This is a genomic window from Geitlerinema sp. PCC 9228 (genome assembly GCF_001870905.1).
In the GTDB taxonomy this organism is placed as follows: domain Bacteria; phylum Cyanobacteriota; class Cyanobacteriia; order Cyanobacteriales; family PCC-9228; genus PCC-9228.
In genome coordinates, this window is sequence record NZ_LNDC01000176.1 from 1 (window position 1) to 20,636 (window position 20,636).

14 protein-coding genes are annotated in these 20,636 nt (G+C 50.3%); 10 read left to right on the plus strand and 4 right to left on the minus strand.

Translation table 11 applies throughout. The features are described from left to right. Window positions 1–670: 670 nt before the first annotated feature. Window positions 671–2,386 (minus strand): transglutaminase family protein, encoded by a 1,716-nt coding sequence (locus AS151_RS18675; RefSeq protein WP_071518588.1) that lies wholly within the window; start codon window positions 2,384–2,386, stop codon window positions 671–673. A 139-nt stretch (window positions 2,387–2,525) separates the two neighbouring features. Beyond that, window positions 2,526–6,917, minus strand: coding sequence for a CHAT domain-containing protein (locus tag AS151_RS18680; protein ID WP_071518589.1), 4,392 nt, complete (start codon window positions 6,915–6,917; stop codon window positions 2,526–2,528). A 172-nt stretch (window positions 6,918–7,089) separates the two neighbouring features. Between AS151_RS18680 and AS151_RS18685 the strand changes: the two genes are divergently transcribed. The 3 genes from AS151_RS18685 (at window position 7,090) to trmB (ending at window position 10,688) form a co-directional block, all read left to right on the plus strand. Then, window positions 7,090–8,805, plus strand: a complete 1,716-nt coding sequence (locus AS151_RS18685) for a ShlB/FhaC/HecB family hemolysin secretion/activation protein (protein WP_071518590.1) — start codon at window positions 7,090–7,092, stop codon at window positions 8,803–8,805. A gap of 17 nt (window positions 8,806–8,822) precedes the next feature. Next, complete coding sequence (locus AS151_RS18690; protein WP_071518591.1) at window positions 8,823–9,947, plus strand: class I SAM-dependent RNA methyltransferase; 1,125 nt, start codon at window positions 8,823–8,825, stop codon at window positions 9,945–9,947. 108 nt (window positions 9,948–10,055) lie between these two features. Next, entirely contained in the window at window positions 10,056–10,688 is a 633-nt protein-coding gene (trmB, locus tag AS151_RS18695) for a tRNA (guanosine(46)-N7)-methyltransferase TrmB (RefSeq protein WP_071518613.1), read from the plus strand. Between the two features lie 17 nt (window positions 10,689–10,705). Here trmB and AS151_RS18700 read toward each other — a convergent pair whose 3' ends face one another. After that, window positions 10,706–11,734, minus strand: coding sequence for a PstS family phosphate ABC transporter substrate-binding protein (locus tag AS151_RS18700; RefSeq protein ID WP_084639750.1), 1,029 nt, complete (start codon window positions 11,732–11,734; stop codon window positions 10,706–10,708). A gap of 320 nt (window positions 11,735–12,054) precedes the next feature. Between AS151_RS18700 and AS151_RS18705 the strand changes: the two genes are divergently transcribed. Continuing rightward, complete coding sequence (locus AS151_RS18705) at window positions 12,055–13,014, plus strand: orange carotenoid-binding protein (RefSeq protein WP_071518593.1); 960 nt, start codon at window positions 12,055–12,057, stop codon at window positions 13,012–13,014. A 190-nt stretch (window positions 13,015–13,204) separates the two neighbouring features. Further along, window positions 13,205–13,531 carry a hypothetical protein gene (locus AS151_RS18710; protein ID WP_071518594.1) on the plus strand — a complete coding sequence of 109 codons (327 nt, stop codon included), beginning with the start codon at window positions 13,205–13,207 and terminating at the stop codon, window positions 13,529–13,531. 125 nt (window positions 13,532–13,656) lie between these two features. On the opposite strand, the gene AS151_RS18715 is transcribed toward AS151_RS18710, so the two are convergent. Continuing rightward, window positions 13,657–15,078 (minus strand): phospholipid carrier-dependent glycosyltransferase, encoded by a 1,422-nt coding sequence (locus tag AS151_RS18715; protein ID WP_071518595.1) that lies wholly within the window; start codon window positions 15,076–15,078, stop codon window positions 13,657–13,659. Window positions 15,079–15,201: 123 nt separating this feature from the next. Here AS151_RS18715 and AS151_RS18720 point away from each other — a divergent pair, with 123 nt between their 5' ends. The 5 genes from AS151_RS18720 (at window position 15,202) to AS151_RS18745 (ending at window position 20,467) form a co-directional block, all read left to right on the plus strand. After that, window positions 15,202–16,596, plus strand: a complete 1,395-nt coding sequence (locus tag AS151_RS18720) for an NCS2 family permease (protein ID WP_071518596.1) — start codon at window positions 15,202–15,204, stop codon at window positions 16,594–16,596. 393 nt (window positions 16,597–16,989) lie between these two features. Beyond that, window positions 16,990–17,898 carry an MBL fold metallo-hydrolase gene (locus tag AS151_RS18730; protein WP_071518598.1) on the plus strand — a complete coding sequence of 303 codons (909 nt, stop codon included), beginning with the start codon at window positions 16,990–16,992 and terminating at the stop codon, window positions 17,896–17,898. A gap of 46 nt (window positions 17,899–17,944) precedes the next feature. Then, window positions 17,945–18,886 (plus strand): bifunctional riboflavin kinase/FAD synthetase, encoded by a 942-nt coding sequence (locus AS151_RS18735; RefSeq protein ID WP_343327446.1) that lies wholly within the window; start codon window positions 17,945–17,947, stop codon window positions 18,884–18,886. Between the two features lie 22 nt (window positions 18,887–18,908). Next, window positions 18,909–19,862 carry a MoxR family ATPase gene (locus tag AS151_RS18740; protein ID WP_071518600.1) on the plus strand — a complete coding sequence of 318 codons (954 nt, stop codon included), beginning with the start codon at window positions 18,909–18,911 and terminating at the stop codon, window positions 19,860–19,862. Window positions 19,863–19,918: 56 nt separating this feature from the next. Then, window positions 19,919–20,467 carry a cytochrome C gene (locus AS151_RS18745; protein WP_071518601.1) on the plus strand — a complete coding sequence of 183 codons (549 nt, stop codon included), beginning with the start codon at window positions 19,919–19,921 and terminating at the stop codon, window positions 20,465–20,467. Window positions 20,468–20,636: the final 169 nt, after the last annotated feature.

The following is a 20,636-nucleotide window of genomic DNA, read 5'->3' on the forward strand; positions in this document are numbered from 1 at the left end:
CGGGGATGGGTTAGCATAGCGAATCTATCTAGGCACACCCGATGAAGCGAGAATCTCACGAATTCTATTCGTGAGAGTGTCAATATATTGGCTGGACTTTTTTGTGTGCACCCCGGTGGAAATTTTGAATTCCAGGCAGTTCCCTCTCTAGGAAAGCGAGCCATATTTTGGGAAAGCCGGTGTTTCTGACTCGTTTCTGAGCGAAACAAATCAGAAAATTAGATTTACCTTTATTTTCTTCACCTTGAATTATAGTATGCAAGGTTTTTCGGGTCATCCGTTCAATTCGGTATTTATGACTGGTTGTTTTTTATAAGTTTCCGTATATTTGCTTATACCATTTCCTTAATAATATGCAAGAGATCGTAGAGGCATTTTTGTAGGGGCGCAACGCGTGAGCGCCCCTACCAGGGCAATTGAGAAATTCCAAACAATCGTTGTTTTTCAGAAATGGGATTACGCAATCCTCAGCCAGAAAAATATTCCTCCCTTCGGTTTTGGTCCCCAAAGCGATCGCATTTTTCCCTCCCAAACTACCTGAGAAAGGGGGACTTGGGCTTTTATCTCTTGCAAAAGTCCTCCAGAACTGCCATAATTCTCTCAAAGAAGACAGCGATCGCGATCGCCACCTGCGACCCCAATCGCTCTCTATCCAAAATAGGGAATTTTCCTAGGGAAAAGCCTGCTCGCTGTCAATTTCCCGTACAATTTGAAAGCGAACGTGGTTAATCGCCAAATCTCCCAACGCCAACTGTTCCTTGCTCACCGGTTCTCCTTTTATTCGAATTTGCTCGAACTTCGTCCCCTTACCAATTTCCACGTGATACCAAGCCAGACCCATAAAAAAGCGCGTTGGCTTGATGCGGCGGTCTTCCAAATTATCGGGATTGGACTCCATGGGAATCCAACCGTAACCAGGGACGTAAAACTCCAGCCAAACGTGGTTGAAATCCGGTTCTAAAGGCACTCCCTGACGTTCCGCATAGGGAGGACATTTGTAGCGACCTACGGTACGACAGGCAATTCCATTTAAACGCATCAACGCCAGCAACACTCCCACATACTCGCCGCAGGAACCCACACCACGTTCCAAAACCCGGTCTGGGGATTCAATTTGTACGGTCACGCGATATCCCAATCGTTCGTATACGTAATCGCGGATGCTGAGAACCTGGCGCAGGAGATTGGTTTCGTCGCCGATGGCATTTTTAGCCGCGCGTTGGACAATATCTGCATCCATACTTAAATTATCGTTATCCACCAAATAGGCATCGGCGAGTTCTGGCGGTAATTTGGGAGAATCTTCAATATCGGGGGGTGCCAGATAGTACTTAATGCTGTACACTTCTAACAGCACCTTCCAACCAAAAATGCGCGCTTCGTTTGCCTGCAAGCAGTCGAAGCGAAACACCGCCACCCGCGACCCTTGCTGCATTTCTTCCGTGAAATTCATGCCAATAGGTTCGATAGAAAGCACTTTTTGGCGTTGGGTGTCGTTTGGCAGAGCAATGCGCCATTCCAAATCCTGTAATTCCACCGGGTCTAGCGGCGCTAGTTCTTCCACATAGGACATTTCCACCAGATACCCATTGGAGAGGGTGTAGCGTTGGGAGGGGTTGTGGGTAAAAGAGAGGGGATGAATAAAAGTGCGATCGCGAAATGTGAGTTGGTAGGGATTAGCAGCATTGGGGTCATCGCGGACGTAGGGTTCTTCGCTGGCATAGGCAACGTACAAAATCTCTCGTTCGCTGTCGGGATGGGGGAAAAACGTCACTCCCGTGGGATGCTCGAATGGCGTTAGAACATTGTACTGCAACTCTCCCGTGGCGCGGTCCAAACAGTACACCATTTGTTCGATGGCATCAGCTACCCAAAGTTCTTCTTCTTTGGCAAGCAAGGTTTCCACACCCACCCCTGGCGCGTAAAAGCGGGTAATCTCCTCAGCGGTTTCCTGATGAAAAACCAGAATATACCCAGCGCGTTCGCAAGAAACGTAGACAGCCTGTCCTTGCACGGCAACACCGTTCACAGTATAGCGCAAAGCCACAAAGAAACTGGGTGTAGCTAGCTGGATGGTTTCAATTTGAGACCCGGAAATGGCAAACTCGCACGTATAAATGCTATCCCCGCGCGCAAACCATATTATATTCTCGCTCAAGGCCAAATCAGTGGCACCGAGAAATTCTGACCTTTGGTGGGGATTGAGAACAATGGTATTGTCGTTGGCAGGATCGACCGCTAGCAAATATCCGCTTACCGGATCGAGGGTTAGCAAGTAATTTCCCCAACTGGCAAGACCGTGAATTTGGCGCACTCCGTAGGGTCGAACGCTGCGTAAGGATGGCTGTTTCTGCGATCGGAAATTTGGTTGTTGGTGCTGGTTCATGGTTTGCTAGTTGCTATCTGGCAAAGATATTTTGCGCTCATTTTGAAGGTTTTCTCCCGTATTTTTAGTTACAAAAATGGCAAAATGGCATAGCAGCGAAGAAATTGCTTGCTTCTCTTTCTCTGCTACTTCCTGTTTTTTACCAAGGATTGCCAATTGTAGTAAAAGCCGACCAATAATAGGGGTGGGAAAGATCGACGCTGAGGTCGTTCAATGGCGGTGGTAGGTCGATTTGGCCAAAAGAACCCGAGAGGGTGCCGTTTTCCAGACGGATTTTGCCAGCCATCATGTCCAATTGTGCCTGTCGTATGGCTTCCGCTTTAATGGCAGCTTCCGGCAAACCCTGGTAAAACTCTCGCATCAAAGCCAACGTCCCCGCATCGTCAACATACCACAGACTGGCAACTGCTGTTTTCACCCCAGCTTGTATGGCCAGACCGGCAAATCCCAATTCTGCATTTTCATCGCCAATGGCGGTACGGCAGGCACTCAAAACCAGCATTTCCACTGGGGGGTCATTCCAGTTTAGCTGGCGCAGTTCGTTCAGACGCAGGCGAGAACGTTCTTGGTTTTCCCCATCTGGCGTTTGCGGGTCTTGCCACAGTTGGATAAAAGAATTGGAGACGTTGCCAGGACGGAATTCGGCATGGGTGGCTAAATGAACGATACCATAGGGAGTCAGCGATCGCGCGGTTTCCAAATTTTTGCGGGTAAACTGGGAATTGAGATAGCTGACCCCATCGAAGGGTTGGTTGGTAATAGAGAGAATTTCTAAGGGAACGGCAGGCAGGGGGTCAAATTGGGGAAATTTTGAAGCTCCCATGGCCAGCACTTCCACATCTTCCAGGGGAACCACACGGGTATCGGTGAGGGCCAAACTGGGCATTAAGCCGACGCTATATTTTTCTATAATAAAGTTATTGCCATCGTGTAAAGCGGCCATGGGCAGCGATCGCAATCCCCGGTCAAATACAAATACCAAATTTTCAATTTCCTGTGCTTGCAATTGCGTCTCCAACGGTGCCACCAACCACTGATAGAGTTGCTGTGCGCTTGGCAAGTAGCCGCTGGTTCCCCGAAGGCGAGACTGGGGTCTGGTGATATCAATACGCAACTGCTGTGCCACCGACAAAACCTCCTCGCGGGTAGCGTCGATGGGATAGCGTTTGGGAGTTCCTTCTGGGGTCACCAGCAACAGTTCCAGTTGGTTGGCTGACCGGGAGTTGGCAAAAGCTGTCACGGTTGGCGGTACAAACCGCGCGTAAATTAACGCTGGCTTCACCCCAGTGGTTTGTTCAACGGTTCGCAGGGTAGCTGTAATTTCGTCAATTCCCGGCAAGTTCAGCGGTGGTGCAATATTCAAATAGCGAACAAAATCTGCTGTAAAGTCTTCCTCTATAGGAGTAACAAACAAATCCAACGCCGACTGTGCCAACTCGGCTTGGGTAGGGAGGTCGGGGTCTTGGCTGGGTGGTAGCGTTTGTACGCTGGTTTCTTCCGGTGGGGCCTCTTCTTCGGTACCTTGTTGTTCGATAAGGATACGCTGTGGCAAATCTTCCCCATCAGCAACGGTTGGTGTTGGTGTTGGCGTTGGCGTTGGTGTTGGCGTTGGTGTTGGTGTTGGTGTCGGCGTGGGTTGTGGTTGGGGGTCTGGTTGCGGTTGAGGTTCTGGTTCCGGTGGCTGTTCGGATGTAATAATTTGAATGTTGCCGCGGACGATGGGACCGGGAAAAACGCCCGAAGCGATCGCGTCTTCCCCAGTTACAATGGCCCCTGCCGTACCATTGGTGCCAGCATCTCCCACCACAAATGGCGTTGGTGGGTCGGTATCGCCACCGCCGTGGGTGATAGTGACAAACCCATCCCCGTCACCACCTACCGCAGTAATACTAATATCTGGACCCGCCTGATTCGTAAAACTTTCCGTTACGCGCACCAATTGTTCGGTATCGATGGTCACCCGACCACCAACCCCAGCATTTCCCCCATTGGCACGAATGGCAGACACTTCCACGCCGGCGGTGGCATTCAAACGTACCTCACCGCCATCCCTTGGCAACCCACTCACGTCAATTTCTCCAGTAGTTAAAGTAGTTGGTGTTTGTGCTTCGATGTTGCCTCCCGCATCCCCAATTGCCACCAAATTGCCAGTATCAATACCGGCGTTGGCATCTAGGGAAATCGTTCCCCCCCTGCCTGTGGGAGAAACGCTTTGGATTTCGCCAGTGCGAATGGTACCGTTGCTGCTTTGCAAGCGAACTTCACCACCCGTACCAACCCCGGGAAATAAAACACCGGAGGTCGTAAAGAAAAAGCTCCCCGTTTCTATATCGGCAGTAGTAATATTTCCGGCAGTGGCGATCTCAATCGTACCGCCGGTTCCCTCTACCGAAGCCGAAGCCAAACCATCCGTAGTAATAGCAGCAGCGGCATTGAGTTGGATATGGCCACCATCACCAACCACCGAAACCGCATTCAGATTGCCAGTGCGAAGGCCACCATTGCTGGAAACCACCGTAATATCACCGCTGGTGCCTTCGCTGAGAGTAACGTCATCGCCACCCAAACTCACGCTGCCTGCGATCGCTTCTTGAGCAATAATATCTCCCAACGCCTCTAGGGTAATATCGCCACCAAGACCTGCTTGAGAACTGGAAAATAAATTGCCTACTTCAATGGTACCACCACTGTTAATAGCAATCTCGCCACCATTTCCCGAAGCAAGCGATCGCGTATTGATCGATTCTACATCCACCGCCTCCGTCGCCGAAATATTGACCCTTCCCCCATCTTCGGTACGTGAGGTAGCAAAGATGCGGTCTGCCGCCACACTACCATTGGTCGCATTTAAAATAACATCCCCCCCCGGTTGCGTACCATCGGCAGCGCGTACTGAAGTATCAATGGTTCCCAAGCGCAACGCGGCCCCTTCAATGGTCATATCGCGACCGCGGCTGCGAATGGTAGCGCCAGTATCCATAGAAAACGACCCGGCATTGTTCCCATCAGCATCAGCGGTAAAGCGAATAGCACCACCAAACGGCACAAATTCCAACGAAACCCCCGACGCCACAGTAATATCATTGGTTGCTTCTAAAATCACCTCTGCCTGTTGGGAAGCCAAAGTCGTACTGCTAACGGTCACCGTTCCCGGTGAGAACTCCCCTTGGAAAATCTGCGGCAGACCTGCTTCCACACCATCGGGATTGCTATCGGAGTCGCCAATAACAATATTTTCCGGATCCAAACGCAACGTTCCCCATTCGCCATTGGTCGCACTCACATCCACTTGACCGGCAAATTGCAAATTGCCTGTAGAGGAAATTTCCACTTCGCCACCGCCAGTGGAACCGCTGGCGGTGAGTGTAGCCGAACCGCCGCGCGCGCTTGCTTGGCCAACAAACTGGGTTGCCTCTTGCGACCAAACCAATACCGTACCGCCAGTTTCTATACCATCGGCGCGAATGGTACTATTAGCACTCACAAACGTGCGATCGCTAGCCAATCCCTCTCCCGTAGATAAAATATTGCGACCAACTTGTACCGTTCCCCCCGTATTTCCCGAAGCTTCCACCGTCGTATCGTACAATCCCACTTGCCGGCCAGTCACAGTAACCTTTCCTGGCGCTTCCCCCGATACATCCACCTCACCCGCAACCACCGTCGTAGCTGCTTCTGAGGGAACCACCAACCCCGACCCCCTGAAAACCACCTCGCCATTGGCATTGACCTCCACATCCGTTGCGTGACCCACCGTCGTAGAAGCGAGCAACTGCGGCAGAGAAAGCGGCGTTAGGGGAACCCTGGCAACATCCACCGGCAATTCCACCCCCAACAAATGTCCTTCTGGCGACCAGCGCAACCTTTGATTGCCAGCCACAGAAATCACCCGAATATCGCCGCCACTGGTTTGCAAGCTACCAGTATTGACCACCGTACCCCCCAACAGTGTGAGTTGGTGCAGGTTGGGAACCGCCAGCGTACCGGCATTCCAAATACTTCCCGGGGTATCGATGGCAAATTCAAAACCAGTGGGATTTCCCAGCAACTGTTGGTACCGATTCTCTCCAAAAGCGCGAAACCAGCTATCGCCAGCAAACCCAATTCCCGTAGCGGTCGTAGCTGTAAAATCCGCCGGTACGTTCAAACGCGCGTTGCTGCCAAATACAATACCGGCAGGATTCATTAGAAATAAATTGGGAGAACCGCCGGTAATTTCAATGAAGCCGTTGATGGTGGAAGCGTCTCCCCCAACAATACGGCTAAAAATATTTTTCAACTGGGGATTGGCGAGAAAATTGGCTATTTCCCCCGCATCTAGGTTAAATTGCTGGAAACTGTGGAATAAATTATTGCCATCCGCCGATTGCCTGCCACCAGAGATATCCACGCGATTCCCTTGGGGAGTTACCTGGGTATTGGTCCCATCAACTGCCGGAACAACCGATTGGGTGGATCCTTTGCTGCATAAAACCATCAGAATTCCCAGGACAATCAAAATAGGATGCTGGGGAACTTGCCACGGTTTCATGGTTTTCTCCGCTCTTGTACAAATAGGCGATCGCGGCTAAACTGACAGCAAATCCTCGCTTAAAAGTTCTAACATTTCAGGATATGGGGGTCTATAGCAACGAGGAGCTGAAAATAGAACCTGTAGCGATCGGATATTTGCATTATACGCTGCCATATCGCGATCGAAAATAATGAAACGCAAAAAAATTAGAATTGGGTTTCTTTTTGGTTTGGCTAGCCTCTTGGGGATAGGATGGCAAGCTGTGGCTGCGGCGAATCCCCAATGGGTTTCCCCTACCACCGAACCAACCTTCCCAGACCGTCTCCTGCCACGGTCCTCGCCAACCCACACACCAGCCACAATGGAAGTTCTCCCCGACCGGGAACCGACTGTCTCCCAGGATAGCCCCGAAACACCTATTCAAGTCCGCAACATTGTGGTCTCTGGCAGTACGATTCTCAGCCCAGAACAAATTCAAAATTTGGTTTCGGCTTACGAAAACCGTACTCTATCGTTGCAAGACTTGCAACAAGCAGCAGATAAAATTACGCAATACTATATCGAACGCGATTATATCACCTCCCGTGCCATCCTTCCCGACCAAGTTGTGCGAGATGGCATGGTTCGCATTCAAGTGTTAGAAGGGCAGCTGCAAGCCATTGAAGTGATGGGCAACCAGCAAACCCATGCCGGTTATATCCGTCGCCGCCTGGCTTTGGCAGGAACAGCGCCGGTCAATGCTGCCAAGTTGGAAGAACAGCTGCGCTTGCTGCGCCGCAATCCCTTATTTGATAATGTGGAAGCCACTTTAAAGCCGGGAGACAAAATCAACAGCAGTATTTTGCAGGTGAGGGTCGCGGAAGCCAAACCTTGGAATATTACCGTTGGCGCTGATAATTATTCTCCCCCCAGTGTGGGGTCGGAACGATTTGGCATGACGGTTCGCTACCGCAATTTTACCGGTTGGGGCGATGAACTGACGGCTCGTTATGCTTTTACCCAAGAAAATGGAGCTGATTCTTTCGATGTGAGCTATCGCCTCCCCCTCAACGCCAAAAATGGTACGTTGCAGTTGCGCGCTGCCCCCGGTCGCAATCAAGTGATTCAAGAACCGTTTGCCGATTTGGATATTCGCGGAGAACGGGAATTTTATCAAGTAAGTTTTCGCCAGCCGCTGGTGCGTTCCTCTCGGGAAGAGTTTGCTTTGTATTGGGGAATCACCCATCAGGAAAACGAAACTTTTACCATTGTGGGACCCACACCGTTTGGTTTCGGTCCCGATGAAGATGGCATTAGTCGCATCACCACGCTAGAATTCGGACAGGATTATATTCGCCGCCATGAAAATAGTGCTTGGGCGTTGCGATCGCAGTTTAACTTCGGTGTTGATATTTTCGATGCTACCACCAACCCAGACCCCATTCCCGACGGACGTTTTTTTAGCTGGATCGCTCGCCTACAGCGGGTGCAGCGGATTGGCAAAGACCATTTGTTGGTCTTGGCGGCTAACTTGCAACTGTCTCCCGATGGTTTGCTCGCGCCAGAACAATTTATTATCGGTGGCGGTCAATCCTTACGCGGCTATCGGCAAAACGTTCGTTCTGGGGATAATGGCTTGCGCGCTTCTGTGGAAGGTCGGTTTACAGTGGCAAGGGATGAAGCTGGCTTGCCGACCATGCAGCTGGCACCTTTTTTGGATATGGGAACGGTTTGGAATGTGGAAGACAATCCCAATCCTTTGCCTGACGAAACGTTTTTACTGGCTGTAGGTTTGGGTATGTTTTGGGAACCAGTGCCCAATTTTGAAGTGCGCTTGGATTATGGCATTCCTTTGATCGATTTGGACGATCGCGGCGATAATATCCAAGAGGATGGATTGCATTTTCGGGTCAACTATCGTTTGTAGTTTGTTCGCCAGCCACAATGCCACAGTATTTTGCCACGGTTGCTCGCTCGTTGGAAGAAACGGCTGCCCGGGAATTGGAACGTTTGGGAGCAACGCAGGTACAACCTGAGTTTACAGGCGTTCGTTTTCGCGGCGATCGGGAATTATTGTATCGGGTGAATTTATGGGCGAGAACTATTTTTCGCGTTTTGGTGCCTATTTACGAGTTTCCCTGTCGCGATCGCAAAAGTTTGTATAAAGGCATACGGGAAATTGACTGGGACCGATATTTATATCCAGAAAATACCTTTGCCGTGCGCGCCACCGGCAAAAACAAACAGCTCAACCATACTCATTTTACCGCCTTAGAAGTAAAAAATGCGATCGTGGACGGGCAGCGCGATCGCACGGGCAATCGTTCCAGCATCGATATCAATCGTCCCGACTTATCCATCAACGTACACGTACACAAAAATCGCTGCATCGTCAGTTTAGATAGTTCCGGCGAAAGTTTGCACCGGCGCGGATACCGACCAGCCGTGGGATGGGCCCCTTTAAAAGAAACCCTGGCGGCAGCTTTGCTAGATTTAGCCGAATGGCATCCCCACCTCCCTTTTCTCGACCCCATGTGTGGTTCCGGCACCTTACCCATCGAAGCCGCCATGCAATCTTGCCAAATAGCACCGGGATTGTTTCGGAAGAAATTTCCCTTTACAAACTGGCCAGATTTCGATGCTTCCTTATGGAAAAAAGTTTACCAAGAAGCCATAGATTGCCAACGAAATTCCCCGCCAGCACCAATTTGGGGAAGCGATCGCGATCGCGAAGTCCTGCAACAGGCTCGCACCAACGCTTCTTTGTGTCAGCTAACATCCAGCATTACCTTTTCCCAAACCGACATTACCGACCTGCAAGCCCCAGCCGACTGTGGTATCATTATATGCAATCCCCCCTACGGACAGCGTTTGGGCAATTCCCAACAGCTAAGTGCCCTCTACAAACAACTCGGCGATATTTTCAAACAACGCTTTACCGGCTGGACCGCCTTTATAATTACCGGCAACAAAGAACTAGCCAAATGTGTAGGATTGAAAGCTTCCCGTCGCATCCCCGTCTATAACGGTTCCGAACCCTGCACGTTCCTCAAATACGAATTATATTAAGCAAAAATCCTTGACAAAAGCCTTTTTTTGTGGTAGAAATACCTTCTTTACCTAATTTTTCAGTTGCCGCATCGACGATAATCAACGATATTGCAAGGAGTTGATATTTTGGCCCGCGTTCGAGTTCGACAACACGTTAACCCCCTCAGCAAAGCCTACCAAAAACCCATTACCCCACCCAACTGGCAACAAATCTACGCCCATCCCCACCAACCCCTACACCTAGACATCGGTTGTGCCAGAGGTCGGTTACTGCAGGAACTGGCCCCCCAATCCCCTCAGTGGAACTTCTTAGGCACCGAAATTCGCCATCCCCTGGTTGACGAAGCCAACCGCTGGCGAGACGAACAAGAATTATCCAACCTACATTTTCTCTTTTGTAATATCAACACCTCAGCAGCACCCTTACTGCAATCTCTCCCAGAAAACGTCTTGCAGTGTGTTTCCATTCTATTTCCCGACCCTTGGTTTAAAAAACGCCACCAAAAACGACGTATGGTACAACCGTCATTGGTAGCGCTTTTAGCACAATATTTGGTTTCTGGCGGTCGTGTCATTCTCGCTTCCGATGTGGAATCCGTTGCCACCCAAATGTGGGAATGTTTTGCTGCCCATCCAACATTTGCATGCGAAAGCCAGCAATGGCTGCCGGAAAATCCTCTTCCCACCGCCAGCGAACGGGAAATTGCCACCCTCAACAAAGGCGAACCCGTTTACCGCACGGTATTTGTGAAAAAATAAAATCGAAAATCCAAGCTTCAGGGCACTATTTTCTCCGTTTTTGCCTGCATTTGCCGGATTTGCGGTGTTTTTTGGGAAGACTGGTGGGAGTGGTTCCGGTTTTGGATTTGAGCGTGAACTTGGTTGTACTTCTCATGAGTCAAGGGAATGTAGCCAACAGTGCTGACCAACTGGCGTCCGTGGGTGAGATAGTAATCCAAAAACGCTTGCAATTCCGGTTTTTCGTCTAAAGAATTCACATTAACATAAAGAAACAACGGTCGGGAAAGGGGCGTGTACTGACCGTTTTTCACCGTAGCTGGGGAAGGAAAAACCGCCCCCTCGCCATTGTCAACAGCCAGGGCTTTCAGACGCGCGGTATTTTCCAAATAGTAGAAATAGCCAAAATACCCCAGTGCATTGGGGTCTTCGGCGACACCTTCTACCAAAACCACGTCGTCTTCGCTGTCTTCGTAATCCGTCCGACTAACCCCCGCTTCGCCGACAATATTTTCTGTAAAATAATCAAAAGTACCCGAGTCCGTTCCGGGTCCGTATAGGTTGATGGGAGCGGCAGGCCATTCGGAACGCAGTTGGTTCCATTGGGCAATTTGCGTATCTGGTTGCCAAATTTCCCTGAGTTCGGCGGTGGTAATGGCATCTGCCCAATCGTTTTCGGGATGAACGACCACAGTAATCGCATCGTAAGCGATGGGCAACTCCATATATTCTACCCCCGCTTGCTGGCAAGCTGCCCGCTCTTGGTGGTTAATGGGACGGGAAGCGTTGTTTATGTCGGTTTCTCCCGTACAAAATTGGCGAAAACCGCCGCCAGTACCGGAAAAACTCACTTGGATGTTGGGGGCGTCGTTTTTTTCAAAGTCATATTTGAGTGCGACTTCGTTGGTGATGGGATAGACTGTGCTGGAACCGTCAATTTGAATTTTTGGTTCTCCTTGAGACGCATTTGAGCTTTGTTGCTCTCGGGCACATCCCGTTGCCAAAGCAATTACACTCAATCCCAAGCATAAAAAGACTTTCCCATCAATTTTTTTGTATCCTATCATCTCGAATACCCCGCTTGTAGCTATTAGGGAACGTATCTTTATTATTTCAATGACAGATGGGAGAAATGTTAAGGACAGGTAAAGGATTGGCGAAAATTTTGATGGGAATTTCCCGGTAATTATAGCGCTCAGTGTGGCAGGTTCGGTTGGGAATATTTTCAGGCAAATTGTAACTCGCGGTTTTCAATTACATTTTGTATATAAATATAAATTTCTAAGACGAAAGCCCTCCCGCAGACAGTCAAGCTAAAAATGTGTGCTACCTTACAAAAAGATGGTTGCATTGATTCGTCAAACTTCTCTAAAAATTCCGAAAAACTATGCCATTTACGATTGAATCTGCCCGCAATATTTTTCCGAACACGGCAACTGCTGACGCCGTGCCAGCTACAACGAATAGATTTGAACAACTTAGTGCTGAAGACCAACTGGCCTTGATTTGGTTTGCCTATTTGGAAATGGGGAAAACCATTACCATTGCTGCTCCAGGAGCTGCCAGAATGCAGCTAGCAGAAAGAACCCTCAATCAAATTCGCCAAATGAGTTTCCAGGAGCAATCCCAGACCATGTGCGACCTAGCCAATCGTGCGGATACCGAAATTTGCCGTACTTATGCCACTTGGTCGCCTAATATTAAACTGGGTTTTTGGTACCAACTCGGGCAGTGGATGGAACAGGGCATTGTAGCCCCAATCCCAGAAGGATACCAACTCTCTGCTAGTGCCTCTGCGGTTTTAGAAGCTATTAAAGGATTGCAGCCGGACCAGCAAATTACGGTGCTGCGCAATACAGTGGTGAATATGGGATTTGACCCGAATAAATTGGGCACCTATAACCCAGTCACTGAACCGGTGGAACCCCCCAAAGATATGTCCCAACGCAGTCGGGTTACTATTGAAGGAGTGACCAATCCGACTGTGCTTGCCTACATGAACAATTTAAATGCTAATGATTTTGATGCGTTGATTGAATTGTTTGCTCCTGACGGTGGCTTGCAACCTCCTTTTCAACGACCGATTGTGGGGAAAGAGGCTATCTTACAATTTTTCCGGGCAGAATGCCAAAATTTGAAACTTTTACCCGAACGCGGTGTTTCCGAACCGGCTGAAGATGGTTACACTCAAATTAAGGTGACCGGAAAAGTACAAACTCCTTGGTTGGGTGCTAGTGTAGGTATGAATATTGCTTGGCGCTTTTTGCTTAATGCCGATAACAAGATTTTCTTTGTTGCTATCGATTTGTTAGCTTCTCCGAAGGAGTTAGTTAATTTGTCTCGTTAGTGGGAAATCCACTGTGGAAACAATTTTTACCTATATATTGCCAGCGTTCTTTAGTAAAATAAAGGGCGTTTTTTTTGTCTATTGGCACCGGCTTGGTTTTGCTGTTTGCGGTTGGTGGGGAATGGTTTGTGTTTAAGTTTTCCACGCGATCGCGTATAATGAAAGTTACAGTGATACATTTCTATTGATTATGCCAGCAACTGAAATTGAGTGGTCTCAAACCGAAAAAGAAATTGCTCAAGCTGCTTTTGTCAAGGCGCGGGAGCGGGAAGTAAATGCAACAATCGAAACGGTCCGCCAGGCGGCTAATGCGATTGCCAATGCTGACGAATTATGGCGCTTGCACGATTTTTTAAGTTCCAAAAGGCATGAAATTGACGGTAAGTATGATTACCGATATCCTGTCTTGCTTTTGGTTTTTTCGCAACTGGTTAAAGAGGGATGGTTGTGCCTCGATGAATTGCAAGGGTTAGCGCCAGATAAAATTACTAAAGTATCGGCTCTTTCTCGCATGTGACATTCAATTATATAGTTTCTGCCATCAAGCGATCGCGTTGATTCCTTATCCTGAAAATTTTACAGTACATAACTGGGGGTATTTTGGTAAAAAGGCTCGGGAGCAACTTGACGGCCATTTTTCGATCAGATCCAAGATTCAAACCACATGCGCAGTTCCCAAGCTTTTTGAGATAAGGGGAATCCCAGATAAATAGGCAGCCAAAAAAGAAAACTTAAACCAACAGCTAGCAAAACCGCGATCGCGCCCCACCGCCACCCCAGTTCCCGGCGGTGAAACCAGTGCGCCACCAACCAAGCCAAAGCCAACCAAGCAAAGAGGGCAGCACTCATGTAATGGTACAAAAACAAACAGCGACTCACCTGCGACCAGGGCAACCAGTTGGCTAGATAGTTGACCAGCAAATACAAGGGAATGGCAGGCACAGGGGTTTGGTTGCTGCTAGAAGTGCTGGAACGACCATAGGATACCAACCAGCGGGAAGACAGCCGCCCATTCAGGCAATCAATGAGGGCAACCACCACCACAATCGCACAGGCCAAAATCGCGATCGCTCCCAGCCACCAAAGCACGGGATTGCCCATAGCATGCACATCGCGTACCATGCCAGTCCTTTCGTTGGTTTGATATAAATATGCAATCGGGCGCGCCATGACCACCCAAGAATACCAGGAAGAACAGTAAGGATGTACCTCTTCGCTGCTGCCAATGCGTTGGTGGTAAGAAAAACTTTCCACTTGCATTTCCCAAAACCCCGGCTCGGGGAAAATAAGTAAGTGGGGAATCCACAGCAAACCGTACGTAATCGCAGCTTGCCCGGTTATATAAAGACTCACCCAGGGAAAATCCTGCCCTAGGGAACTAGGTTGGGGGGAAAACTTCTGGCGGTGCTGCCACCAAGCGATCGCACCAAATCCCTGCAATCCCAACCAAAATCCCAATCCATTCCACTTGACTGCCGCTGCTGCCCCCAAAGCCCCACCAGCACCTGCGAACCACATCCAACGCCGCCTGCCGCGTGCAGACACGCCACGGAGAAAAGCATACTGCCCGCACAAACCAAAAAAGACCAGGTAAATATTGATCAGGGCATAGCGAGATTCAACTAAGAACAAACCATCAAGGGCAACCAGCAAAGCCGCCGCGATCGCATAGGTTTGGGCTTGGGGAAGTTGCCAGCGCCACCTTCCCAACTGGTAGGCGATGCCTCCTACCAACAGGGGAACAAAAGACCCCACGGCGGCATTCATCCACCGGTAATCAAAGGGCGTCAGTAGGGAACCCGTTTCCGTATTAGTGGGAGTTTCGGGGAAAGGTAAATGCTGGCCGACCCAGATGCCCACCGCAATCAAATATTTGCCTAAGGGGGGATGGGTATCGAAAAATTCCGTTTGGGTGAGGTAATTGTTGGCAAAGGTGGCAAAATAGACTTCATCGAACACCAGTTGGTTGAACTGACTGATGTGCCAAAATCTCAGGACCAGAGAAAATAGAAAAATGCCGACCCAAGCCAACCGCCAGAAATGGGGTTTTTGGTTGGTTGTCATTGGTTTCTCAAAGCCTGTCAAAATGGGCAGCGACGCCCGCTGCGTTTCCAGCTTTTCCTAGCGAAAAAAGGTTCTGTACACTAGAACCTATGGCACCATCGACGATCGCAAAATCTTTTCAGCATGAATCCATTGGACTCCCATTCTACGTTTGTAGCTCGTTTTTTTAAATTTGCAGAAAATGGCACCACCCTGCGCACCGAAATTTTGGCCGGGATAACGACTTTTTTTACTATGGCCTATATCCTAGCCGTTAATCCCGGTATTTTGGGCGAAGCCATTTTTTTAGAGCAACCCCAGGATTTGTTTGCCGAACTGGCGATTGCAACGGCTATAGCCAGCGCGATCGCCACCTTGGTGATGGCTTTGTTTGCCAACTATCCCTTTGCTCTAGCCCCAGGTATGGGATTGAATGCTTTTTTCGCCTTTTCCGTCGTTCTCGGGATGGGTATTGACTGGCGCGTCGCTTTGTTCGCCATTTTTCTAGAAGGATTGCTATTTATCATTCTCACCCTCACCGAACTGCGTAGCCACCTCCTCCGAGCCATCCCCGACTGTTTGAAACAAGCCACCGCCGCCGGCATTGGTTTGTTTCTCGCCTACATTGCCGTCACCGGCGATCCGGAGTCGGGAAGCAGCGGCTCGGGCATCATTGCCATCGACCAAGCCACCACCACAACTTTGGGAAACTTAGCCAACCCAGCCACAGTCTTAGCGATCGCGGGCATTTTCCTAACCGCCATTCTCATGGTACGCCGCATCCAAGGTGCCTTATTATTGGGCATTTTGGGAACCGCTTGGTTGGGATGGATTTTGGGAATCGCCGCGGCACCCGCTAAAATTGTAGAAATTCCGCCCTTCCCCACCGACTTGTGGGGACAAGCCATCTCAGCCATCACCAACTTGCCGGTGCGATCTTTTTTCAATATAATTCCCGTACTTCTGGTTTTTTTATTTGTGGATTTATTCGATACCATTGGCACTTTAACCGGTTTGGGGATTCAAGCTGGATATATCAATGAAAACAGTCAGCTCCCCCGGGGCAAATCTGCCTTCATGGCCGACGCGGTGGGAACAACAGTAGGAGCCATTTTGGGAACCTCCACGGTAACCACCTATGTAGAGTCTGCCGCCGGCGTTTCTCAGGGAGGTCGTACTGGCTTTACCGGCTTGGTCGTGGCGGTTTTGTTCCTCATTTCGATCTTCTTTATTCCCTTGCTGGCAGCTATTCCTGCGTTTGCCACAGCGGGTGCATTGTTAATGGTGGGTATACTAATGGCAGGGAGTATTCAAAACATTCGCTGGCACGATCCGGCGGAAGCTATTCCTGCTTTTTTTATTTTGCTGGGAATTCCCTTAAGTTTTTCTATTGCTGACGGACTGGCCATGGGCACTATAGCCTATCCTATTTTAAAAACCGCTCAAGGGAAATTTCGCGAAATTTCTCTGACCGTCTGGGCACTGGCGGGTTTGTTTGTGCTGAAATTTGTTTTGGCCAATCCCACAGCTGCCACCTAAGCACGCCAAACCTGCTGGTTATGTATGGGGACAGCGGCCAGCCGCTCGTGGAAAACGCTCCTTAGAAAAATGGCCTTCGCAAAAATTCCCCCGGATGCTGGCTAGCATTCTGGGCAACAGGCATATAGGATCTAGGCTAGATTAAGGCTGGATATCCTTGTTGTTAGTAGGTGCTTCTGGATTGCAAACGGTTCCCTGTTAGCTTGTTGTCCGTAATGGCAGCACTCCTGTTTCCCCTAGGGGGGCATGGCAGCGTTGGATCTCAGCGGACAAGGGGGCTTTCGAGAGGGGCCAACCAGAGGAGTCAAAACCAAAGACCATTCAGGAGTAAGTTTGGGGAAAACCGCATCAAAAAGCAAGGAAAAGACCGATTGAATCCTGCGTTGCAAACACATGTCTAGTATGCAGAAAACGTTTACAATTCGCTTTTGGGGGGTACGAGGAAACATACCTTGCCCCGGTTCGGAAACCGTCCGCTATGGCGGCAATACCCCCTGTGTAGAAATGCGTGTCGGCGATACCTGTTTCATTTTTGATGGTGGAACGGGATTGCGGGTTTTGGGACAATCTTTGTTGTCCGAAATGCCCTTGGAAGCCTATATGTTTTTTACCCACGCTCACTGGGACCACATTCAAGGGTTTCCTTTTTTTGTGCCCGCGTTTATTAAAGGCAACTGCTTCCATATTTATGGGGCTACCGCGCCCAGTGGGTATACCTTAGAACAGTGCCTCAACGATCAAATGCGCCATCCCAACTTTCCGGTACCGTTGCAAGTCATGGGGGCAGATTTGAAATTTTACCACCTGGAACCTGGGGAAAGCGTGGAAATTGGCGATATTACGGTGGAAAGCGCACCGTTGAACCATCCCGGTAAATCGGTGGGATACCGCATCAACTGGCAGGGATACGCTGCAGCTTACATTACCGATACCGAGCATCTTCGCGATCGCATCGATGAAAATGTCCTGCACCTAGCCCGCAACGCCGACGCCATCATTTACGATGCCACCTACACAGATGAAGAATACCATACTTCCGACAACAGTACGTACAGCAACAAAGTGGGATGGGGGCATTCCACCTGGCAAGAAGCCATTAAAGTGGCCAAAGCCGCCAATGTCAAACGATTGATTTTGTTTCACCACGCCCCCACCCACGATGACGAATTTCTCGATCGCATCGGGGAAGAAGCAGCCCAACAGTTTCCCGGAAGTATTATGGCCCGAGAAGGCATGTCTTTGGAGTTAAATCCAACGACACCGCCCAGCAATCCTGCTTCCGAAACCAAAATCTCCGCCTAAGTTCAACAACCTGTAGCCAAAATATAGCGGTCTGTAGCCAGTGTGGGTGACCAAAACGCTTAACAAAGTACTCGCGCCAACCAACGTTGCTTTAGGCAATTTTGACGGCGTTCATCGCGGTCATTGGCAAGTAATTCAGCCAATTCTACCGACCAATGAGGACCCGGTTTCTTCTGAGTGTCATGGGAAAACCTACGCCACCGTAGTGACGTTTACCCCCCATCCACGGGAATTTTTCACCGGGCAACCCCTCAGCTTACTGACCCCCAATCGCGAAAAAGAAACCGCACTTGCTGCCTTAGGGGTGGAACAATTGGTCTTGTTGCCTTTCGACCGGGAACTCGCTTCGCTGGAACCCTCGGAATTTGTCGATCGCATCCTGGTCAAACAGTTGCATGCCAAACAAATTAGCATTGGCGCTGATTTCTGCTTCGGACGCGATCGCAGCGGCACCGCCACCGATTTACGTGCGATCGCCTGGCAATACGGCATTCATACCAATATTATCCCCCTCAAAAGCGAAGGGTCGGAGCGCATCAGCAGTTCCGCCATCCGGCAAGCCCTGCAAGCAGGAGACGTAGAACGCGCCCAGCAACTGTTGGGACGCCCCTACCAACTGATCGGCAAAGTGGTGGCCGGAGAAAAACTCGGTAGAACCATTGGGTTTCCCACCGCCAACTTGCACGTTCCACCGGAAAAATTCCTTCCCCGTTTGGGGGTCTACAGCGTCTGGGTGCAAACCAACCACCCCCACTCTGTATCCCCATGTTTGCCTGGGGTTGCCAACATCGGTGCCCGTCCCACCGTCAACGGTCAGCAAGTATCCGTAGAGGTACACCTGCTAGACTGGTCGGGGGACTTGTACGGTCGTACCCTTACCCTGCACTTACAAAAATTCCTGCGTCCGGAACAAAAATTTGCCTCCCTAGAGGAACTCAAAGCGCAAATTGCCCGAGATTGCGAACTCGCCAGAAACGACCCCACCTAACCACCTTCCAGCTGCCCCTACCATGAGAGAAAAAGTTGCCCAACTGGTTGAAAATTTAAACCAGACCATCGTCGGCAAAACCGATGCCATTCGCTTAGTTTTGGTCGCCCTGTTTTCCGGCGGCCATGCCCTCTTAGAAGACGTACCCGGCGTCGGGAAAACCTTGCTGGCCAAATCCCTGGCCCGTTCCATCGATGGCCAATTTCAACGCCTGCAATGTACCCCCGATTTGCTTCCTGCCGACACCACTGGCACCAATATTTGGAATCCCCGCACCGGCGACTTTGAATTCTTATCCGGTCCCGTTTTTACCAATATTTTTCTAGCCGATGAAATCAACCGCGCCACCCCCCGCACCCAATCGGCTTTGTTAGAGGTGATGGAAGAAAGACAAGTGACCGTAGACGGGGTTTCCCGACCGGTTCCCAGCCCTTTTTTTGTGATTGCCACGCAAAACCCCATTGAATATCAAGGCACCTTTCCCCTACCAGAAGCGCAAATGGACCGGTTTACCCTCTCCTTTAGTTTGGGATATCCTAGCGAAACCGAAGAACTGCAAATGCTGCAGCGGTTGGATACCGGCGTCGCGATCGCCCAGTTGCAACCTTGCATCTCCACCCACGAAGTAGAACAGCTGCAACAACTGTGCAAGCAAGTCAAAATCTCGCCAGAACTGCAAGCCTACATGCGGGATTTGGTGGTTGCCACCCGCCACCACGAAGACATTGCCCTCGGTGCCAGCCCCCGGGGAACCGTCGCTTTGTACCGCACCACCCAAGCCCTCGCCTACATCGAAGGGGACTACTACAACCCCCAAACCGACACCTACTACGCCATTGAAGACCATGTAAAATGGCTAGCTCCCTTTGTCCTGGCCCACCGCACCATTCCCGCTGCTGGTCAAGACGCCACTGCCCTCATCCAACAATTGCTGCAAACCGTTCCCACCCCCTCCGCCGCCAAAGTCAAAAAATAACGTATAATTGACCTTGGCGAAGCGCCCCACTTGAAATTGGAGTGCCCCCTTTGCCTATGGTTCGTCGCAAATCTCGCAATCCCCTCTGGCGACCCGCCAAGCGATCGCCATTTATCTTACTCTGCCTGCTGGTTTTGTGGAGTGGCATCATCGGCTGGGGCATCGCCACCGCCAGCGACCCCAACCCCAACCCCCCCAGCATCGGCACTGTAGACCCCCTTCCCCCCCGCTACCAACTGGGGAAAGAACTCTACATCCAAAACTGCGGTAGCTGCCACCTCGCCATTCCCCCCGCCGTCTTCCCCCGACAAACCTGGAGCGACCTGCTGCAGGACTCCCAACACTACGGCACCACCATTACCCCCTTGCGAAACCCCAACCTCACCTTGGTTTGGAACTACCTAAGTACCTTCTCGCGCTCTCAAAACGAAGAAGAATCCACCCCCTACCGCTTCAACCAATCCCGCTTTTTCCAAGCATTGCACCCCGAGGTAGACATTCCCAACCCCACCACCGTCAAAAGTTGCGTCCGCTGCCATCCCCAAGCCCCCGAATACAACTTCCGGGTTCTCTCTTCGCCACCATCGCCCTCAGAGACGCCATAACCAAAGTATGCGCCGAAATACACCCCCCTGTTCTTTTTCTCCTATAGTGATAGGATAGAAGAAGCCTGAAATCTCAGTCAGCTACTCCCATTCTCTAGCAATCAAACCAACAACACCGTGGTTTGCCTGCAAACCGCACCGCTGGCTGATGCCGCCTAGTCACCGCAAG